Below are 6467 nucleotides of genomic sequence, written 5' to 3'. Positions count from 1 at the left end.
CTGACCACCGCAATCGCCCGCCCCGCTGCGCGAGATGATAGCTCCGCGCGTCGGGCGATTGCTCACCCTGCGCCGATTGGCGTAAACACCAATCGGGCTCCGGTCGCGGCTGGATGAAAGTTCAGTGGCAGGTCACAGTCGACCGACCCATTCCTTTATGGCAATGTTCACGTCTTCTAGGTTGGATGAGAAATCCCAACCTATCCCGCCCGTGAAACTGCCCGTCCTATAATCCACGGGATAGGGAACGACGTCACGCCAACCCGCGGCCTCGAAGCTCGCCATCGCTCTGCCCATGTGAAAAGCACTTGTGACCAGAACCCAAGTTTCACCGGGCTCAGGGTGGACCAACTCGAAGGAAAGCTGAGCGTTTTCCGCCGTGTTCCGGGACTGATCTTCCCAAATGATGCGGTCAGCGTCTATCCCAAGCGAACTTAAGACCTCAATCGCGATTGGAGGAAGAGGTGCGCGCCCGGCAACATTATCCAGCAATCTGCCGCTTCCGCCGGCATAGACAATCCTGGATTCAGGGTGAGCGATGGCCAAACTCGCTGCCGCGATCAGGCGCTCGGATGCATCATTCAGTTGCGGCTGGTTCCATCGCAGCGTTTTTCGCGGGGATTCCGCGCCGCCAAGAATTATGATCCCATCGATTTGCTCTGGAATGTTCTGGGCCACGTACTCAGCCTCAAGCGGAGCAAGGAGAATCTCGCCAATCGGGAAAATGCTGATCACGGAGACGGCAAGAAAAGCTGCGGCTGAGAGCCACGCTGACAGACCTTTGCGGCCCAATAATCCGGCAATAACAGCAAGTGCCAGAGTGACCGCAAGCCAAGTTTCGACTTGGAGGAACAGCCCGACAAACTTGGAAAATATGAAGAAAAGGGTGTCCATCAATTACCGCCCTTTGTTTCAGTTTGCCTCCAAGCTGTTACGCTTACGCACCAGATCATCTGCTGATCGTTTGTTGGGGTCGAAAATGCCAGCCCGAACCGAAAAGCGCTATCTGTGACCCTATGGACGACTTTCCATGTGGATACGTTGAATGCGCCGAAATGCCGTCATGTAAATGTCGTTCAGTAAGTCCTTTTCTTTCTCGTCCTGCGCCAGGGGCAACATCAGCGCCGCACGACGGAGTGCTTGGTCGAGGTAGCCATAGGGTAAATTATAGATGTCAGCCGTCATTACCTTTCGCAGTTGCTCCAACTGAGCCGGCTGGCGAGCGGGTGAATCGATAGCTTTGATTAACTTCGCAGTTGAGGAGCGGTCGAACATGAACGGCATGAACGTCATTTTGGATTTACCTCGTGTTTAATCAGCCTGTTATCATCGGGACGATGATGGGTCAAAGTCAAACCCAGAATATTCGGCACGCAGCCGGATTGCCTCAGCTTCGATGGCCGCTCGACGTTGGGTCTCGAGCGCTTCCAGCTTATCTTTCAGAGTTCGCGACGCGGATTTCCTCATGCTTGGGTCGTCACTGGTCTCGAGCATCGAAAAGGTCATCCATGTCAACCATCAGCGCAATGGCCAGTTTCTTGAGCGTGGCGGCGGACCCAGTTTTGCGACCTGCTTCGATGTCGATGATCTGGATGCGGTTAACACCTGACTGGCGCGCCAATTCAGCTTGAGACAACCCGCGGTGTTCGCGCCAAACCATGAGGGGCGCATCACCGGCCAGTAAACGGTCGACAACAGCGGAGGGGATCAGCTCCTCGGTTCCAGCTTTGATCCGGGCCAAGACGTCAGCTGCACTATTCAGATCAGCCATATCCTCCTCGATCTCCTTTAGGCGGAGGTATTCGTCTTTGGGGATGGTCACCATTTCATTCATTTCGCTCACTCCTTGTAAGCGCTGCCGCGCGCCTTGATGTCCAGAATCTCAAGCACAACGCCGTCGCACATCACAATCCGCCAATCTCCCACCCGAAGCCGCAGCATCCCATCCATGCCCTGCAGCGCTTTGACATTATTCGCCTGCGAAGCCGGGTCCTCGGCGTACGCGCTGATCTTATCGCGAATTCGAATGGCCCAGTTCCGAGGCATTCGCATAAGCGTCTTCTGGGCGGTCCTCGAGTAGACGACTTCTTTCATGGCCTTATGTAGCCTGTGGCGACTATGTAGTCAATGGCTACTGAAGATGGGCTGCCAGGCTTCGCCGCGCTCCGGCAAGTTTCGAATATTTCGAATGTTGCGCTTGCTGCGAATGTGTGGCAATCAGAGGGGGCGTGGCACCTCATGTGCCGTTGGAGGATAACATGAACGCAATAGTAAAAGACGTGAGCGCCAGCCGACTTCCCACCAAGGTGGAAATCAAGAATGCAGAACAGCTTCGTTCTGTCATTGCTGCTCAGGTCAAGGAAGGTGAACCGGTTAATCTATCACTGGCATTCAAAGACGGTGAGACGCGGTCCATCACTTTAATGCCGTCTCTGACGGAGACGCTTCTTGATCTCTTGCGCCTAATCTCGAGTGGCCGTGGCTTCCGGATCATGCCGGTAGAGGCTGAGCTTACCACTCAGGAAGCCGCAGACTTGTTGAACGTATCCAGGCCGTACCTCATCAAAGTCCTTGAGAACGGCGAAATCCCTTTTGTCACGGTGGGTAGGCATCGCCGTGTGCGTGCTGAAGATCTGTTTGCCTACAAAGCGAAACGTGACCAAGATCGCTCCGACGCGCTTGCCGATCTAGCAGCGATTGATGCTGAGGATGACCTGATTTGAGCGCTATGAACCGTTATTCTGCGCTAATCGACGCGTGCGTTTTGGGTGGTGCGCTTAAGCGGAACAACATACTCAGCTTGGCCGAGGCCGGATTGTTTCGTCCACGATGGTCTGCACGTATTTTGGATGAAACCGAAAAGGCTATATGAGGTGCCCCTAGTTCGCTAGACACCTGCCTGTTTCAGTTTGAGCTGTCTGTTTTCGAAGTCAACGGGCGACAGCATGCCGTTGTTCGTGTGCTTGCGCTTCGGGTTGTAGAAGAGCTCGATGTATTCGAACACGTCACGCCTTGCATCGTCGCGTGTCGGATAGGTTCTGCGCCTTACCCGCTCCCGTTTCAGCAGTTGGAAGAAGCTTTCGGCGACCGCGTTATCGTGACAATTGCCGCGTCGGCTCATGCTGGGTTCAAGGTCGTGCTGGCGAAGAAACGTCTGCCACTCTCGGCTGGTGAATTGCGAGCCTTGATCAGAGTGCACCGTGACTGGATCCATCGGCCTACGTCGCCAGACGGCCATCAGAAGGGCCTGCAATGCCAGGTCGGTGGTAATGCGGGATTGTGCCGACCAACCAACGACACGGCGGGAGAACAGGTCGATGACGACGCTGAGGTACAGCCAGCCTTCGTGGGTCTTGATATAGGTGATGTCTGTCACCCAAACCTGATCCGGTGCATACGTCTGGAACCGCTGCTCCAACCTGTTCTCAGCCACGATGGCAGGCTTGCCGCCGTATCGGCCGGGGCGTCGCTTGTAGCCGACTTGGGCAGCGATCCCGGCCAGCGACGCCAAGCGGGCGACCCGGTTCTCCGAGATGCCTTCGCCCTGATCGCGGAGATCGTCTGTCAGCTTGCGGTAGCCATAAACCTTACCGCTGTCGATCCACGCCTGCCGGACCAGCTCGGTCTGGCGGATGTCTTCCTGCGCACGGTGGCTTAACGGGTTCTTAAGCCATGCGTAGAATCCGGAGAAATGGACCCGCAGAACCCGACACATGGCGCGGATGCCAAACTCTTCGCGGTGCTCCCGGATAAAGGCGTACTTCATTGGGACGCGCGCGCGAAGTACGCCGTTGCCTTTCGTAAAATATCGCGCTCTTCGGTCACCCTCGCCAACTCGCGCTTCAGTCGCCGGTTCTCGGCTTCATGATCGACGTCGGCCTTCTTTGGTGCCGGATCGCCGAACAGCTTCATCCACTTGTAAAGGGAATGCGTACTGACGCCCAACCGCCGGGAAACCTCCCGAACCGGATAACCCCGCACCGCGATCTGATGCACCGCATCCCGCTTGAACTCGTCGCTGTAATTGCTTGTCCCCATGTCGGCCTCCTTGCCTCAAAGTTAGGGGGCAAGGCGTCTACAAATCTAGGGGCACCTCACACCGACGACGACGCGATTTGGCGCTTCGTCACCCGCTTCGCCCGCTTCATGCCCTACCGGCACCGGGTGCTGACAACCGTGGGAGCGCGGGTGTTCTCGCTGCCGATCAACCTGCTGACCATCAACCAGTTCTTCGGCACTGCGATGGGCCCAGCCGAGGCGCGGGCCTTTCTCGAAGCGCGCCGCCAGCCCACCGGAACGCCGCCGGAAACCTTCGAGCAGCAGGCGCTGCACGCGGTGGGACCGGAGCTGTACCGGGCCTTCTTCGAGGGCTACACGCGCAAGCAATGGGGCCGCTCTCCGACCGACCTGCCGGCGGCGGTGTTCAGCCGGCTGCCCGTCCGGTTCACCTACGATGACCGTTATTTCGCCCACCGTCACCAAGGTATCCCCGAGGATGGCTACACCGAAATGGTGCGACGCATCCTCGACCACCCGCTGATCGCGCTGCGACTTTCAACCCCCTACCGACCGGACATGTGCCGCGGCCACGGCCACCTGTTCTGGTCCGGTCCGCTCGATGGGTTCTTCGACCACCGCTTTGGGCGGCTGGCCTACCGCACGCTTGATTTCCACCATCACGAGGCGCAGGGCGACCACCAAGGCTGCCCGGTGATGAACTACGCCGACCCGGGGGTGCCCTTCACGCGGATCACGGAGCACAAGCACTTTGCCCCGTGGGAACAGCACACGCGCACGGTCTACAGTCAGGAGTTCAGCCGCGACGCCGGCCCCGGCGACATCCCCTACTACCCGGTTCGCCTGCTGCCGGAAAAGGCCCAACTGAAGCGCTATGCCGCCCTGGCAAAGCAAACCCCGGGGGTAACTTTCCTGGGACGGTTGGGTACCTACCGCTACCTCGACATGGACCAGTGCATTGCGGAAGCGCTGGCCACGGCGCGCTGCTTCCTGCGGCAGGGCTGGAATGGAACTGTTGGATGAACCGGCATTGGGGCGAGGTAGGGGATTTCATTAGCCTCTTCCTATGCCCTATCGCAGCCCCTTCCGCCATTTCAAGACCTGACCCGGTATCATCTGAAGTGTGCAACCTTTGGGTATGTGAAGCCGTCAACACTTTGCGTATATGTAGCCGTCGACAAACGAGACCGCCGTCTAACTCCTCAAGGAGTTGCCACACTGGTTGCGTTCGCCGGTCGCGGCTGTGTCCGGTGGCCGATCCGCGTTTCGCCCATCGGGGAGAGGATGTCGTGCAGACGTTGGAGAAGGTCTGCGCCAAAGTGGGCCACCCGAAGACGATCAGGGTCGACAACGTCCTATATTCGGAACGATGGGCTGATGTGGGCGTCGGATCGTGTTCGCATCGATGGTCGCCGATACGGTACCATTCTGCGGCAGGCGGCTTCCGGGGTCAACGAGCGGTCTCTCCCATAACAAACACGGAGTACGCGCATAGCGGCTCCCACCGTCCTCAAGACGAGATCCTGTCGTCGCTGAGCGGAAGGCCTGAACATTATCTACGAGATCGCCGCCCGACGAGGTGGCGTCCCTACGGCCTCATGAGAGAAGGGTCCTCCCGCCGTGCACCGTCCCCTCGAAGAAGGGACGATAGGGTTCGCCGCCCTTGACGATCGCATGGACCGTGCGCGCCATCTTGGCGGCGATTGCCGTATACGCCTTGCGCCTCAGGTCGGCATTGTGCCGGTCCCGGGCAATGTAGCGTTCGAACTTATCTCGGAAGCTGTTGGCGCGCTGGAGGACGGCACTTGGCCGGCCATCCAGAGCGTCCGCCTCAGCCGACCGTTGCCGTACTTCGACAGCTTCGTCTGGCCGCGGAACGTGCCCGACCGGATGGTGGCGAGGTCCATACCGCAGAACTTGAGGAACTGGCGATGATGGCCGAACCGGCGCAGATCGCCGGCCTCGGCCAGGATGGTCAGCGCGTTGATCGGGCCGATCCCGGGAACGGTCGTGAGAAGCCGGTAGTCGGGATGACCCGATAACAACTCGACGGCCCGCGCTTCGATCCGGTTACGCTGCTCGATCAGGCTTCTGCCCTCGGCCAGCACCATGCGGAACATGGCCACGGCATCGCTGCCGTGATGGACCGGCAGACCGACCGACGAGGCGGCCGTGTCGTAGATATCTGACAATAGGCGCTCTTTTGATACCCGGCGGCCCACGACGGCCCAGGCATCCGCAACGAAGGGTCCTGTCAAAGGAACCGGCCTTGAGGCGGGGCAGGGGGCTCGATAGCCTCGGCCTATGCCCATCCGCAGCCCATTCCGCTACTTCAAGACGAGTCCCGAGATCATCCGCCTGGCGGTGATGCTTTACGTCCGCTTCCCGCTCTCGCTGCGGAACGTGGAGGACCTGCTGCACGAACGTGGGACAGACGTCAGCCACGAGGC

7 protein-coding genes and 3 pseudogenes are annotated in these 6467 nt (G+C 58.9%); 4 read left to right on the top strand and 6 right to left on the bottom strand.

All coding sequences use genetic code 11. From position 1 onward, the window contains the following. Positions 1-132 precede the first annotated feature (132 nt). From ACN0S5_RS23935 to ACN0S5_RS23920, 4 genes are all read right to left on the bottom strand, one after another. A complete protein-coding gene (locus ACN0S5_RS23935) occupies positions 133-894 on the bottom strand; it encodes a YdcF family protein (RefSeq protein ID WP_417211749.1) in 762 nt (253 codons plus the stop codon). A 120-nt stretch (positions 895-1014) separates the two neighbouring features. After that, complete coding sequence (locus ACN0S5_RS23930) at positions 1015-1284, bottom strand: hypothetical protein (protein WP_417211747.1); 270 nt, start codon at positions 1282-1284, stop codon at positions 1015-1017. 193 nt (positions 1285-1477) lie between these two features. Further along, entirely contained in the window at positions 1478-1834 is a 357-nt protein-coding gene (locus tag ACN0S5_RS23925) for a helix-turn-helix domain-containing protein (RefSeq protein WP_417211746.1), read from the bottom strand. 5 nt (positions 1835-1839) lie between these two features. Further along, the gene (locus ACN0S5_RS23920) at positions 1840-2094 is read right to left on the bottom strand and encodes a type II toxin-antitoxin system RelE family toxin (protein WP_417211745.1); all 255 of its coding nucleotides are present in this window, start codon (positions 2092-2094) and stop codon (positions 1840-1842) included. Positions 2095-2258: 164 nt separating this feature from the next. On the opposite strand from ACN0S5_RS23920, the gene ACN0S5_RS23915 reads away from it, so the two are divergent. Beyond that, entirely contained in the window at positions 2259-2723 is a 465-nt protein-coding gene (locus tag ACN0S5_RS23915; protein WP_417211743.1) for a helix-turn-helix domain-containing protein, read from the top strand. 164 nt (positions 2724-2887) lie between these two features. Here the strand turns inward: ACN0S5_RS23915 and ACN0S5_RS23910 are convergent. Next, positions 2888-4038 (bottom strand): IS3 family transposase gene (locus tag ACN0S5_RS23910; protein ID WP_417211742.1). Its coding sequence is split into 2 segments (ribosomal slippage): positions 2888-3792 and positions 3792-4038, totalling 1152 coding nucleotides; the frame shifts between segments, so codons are not numbered across the junction. Positions 4039-4188: 150 nt separating this feature from the next. Between ACN0S5_RS23910 and ACN0S5_RS23905 the strand changes: the two genes are divergently transcribed. Both ACN0S5_RS23905 and ACN0S5_RS23900 read left to right on the top strand, forming a co-directional pair. Next, a complete protein-coding gene (locus ACN0S5_RS23905; protein WP_417211741.1) occupies positions 4189-5040 on the top strand; it encodes a UDP-galactopyranose mutase in 852 nt (283 codons plus the stop codon). 212 nt (positions 5041-5252) lie between these two features. Continuing rightward, positions 5253-5366 (top strand): annotated as a pseudogene (locus ACN0S5_RS23900) (IS3 family transposase); the annotation flags it as partial. A 247-nt stretch (positions 5367-5613) separates the two neighbouring features. Here ACN0S5_RS23900 and ACN0S5_RS23895 read toward each other — a convergent pair. Further along, positions 5614-6263: pseudogene (locus tag ACN0S5_RS23895) on the bottom strand (transposase); the annotation flags it as partial. Positions 6264-6321: 58 nt separating this feature from the next. Between ACN0S5_RS23895 and ACN0S5_RS23890 the strand changes: the two are divergent. Further along, positions 6322-6467 (top strand): annotated as a pseudogene (locus tag ACN0S5_RS23890) (IS6 family transposase); the annotation flags it as partial.

This window comes from Antarctobacter sp., assembly GCF_048262615.1.
Classification (GTDB): domain Bacteria; phylum Pseudomonadota; class Alphaproteobacteria; order Rhodobacterales; family Rhodobacteraceae; genus Antarctobacter.
The sequence above is the reverse complement of the archived record's forward strand: the minus strand, read 5'-3'. Positions and strand labels throughout refer to the sequence as shown.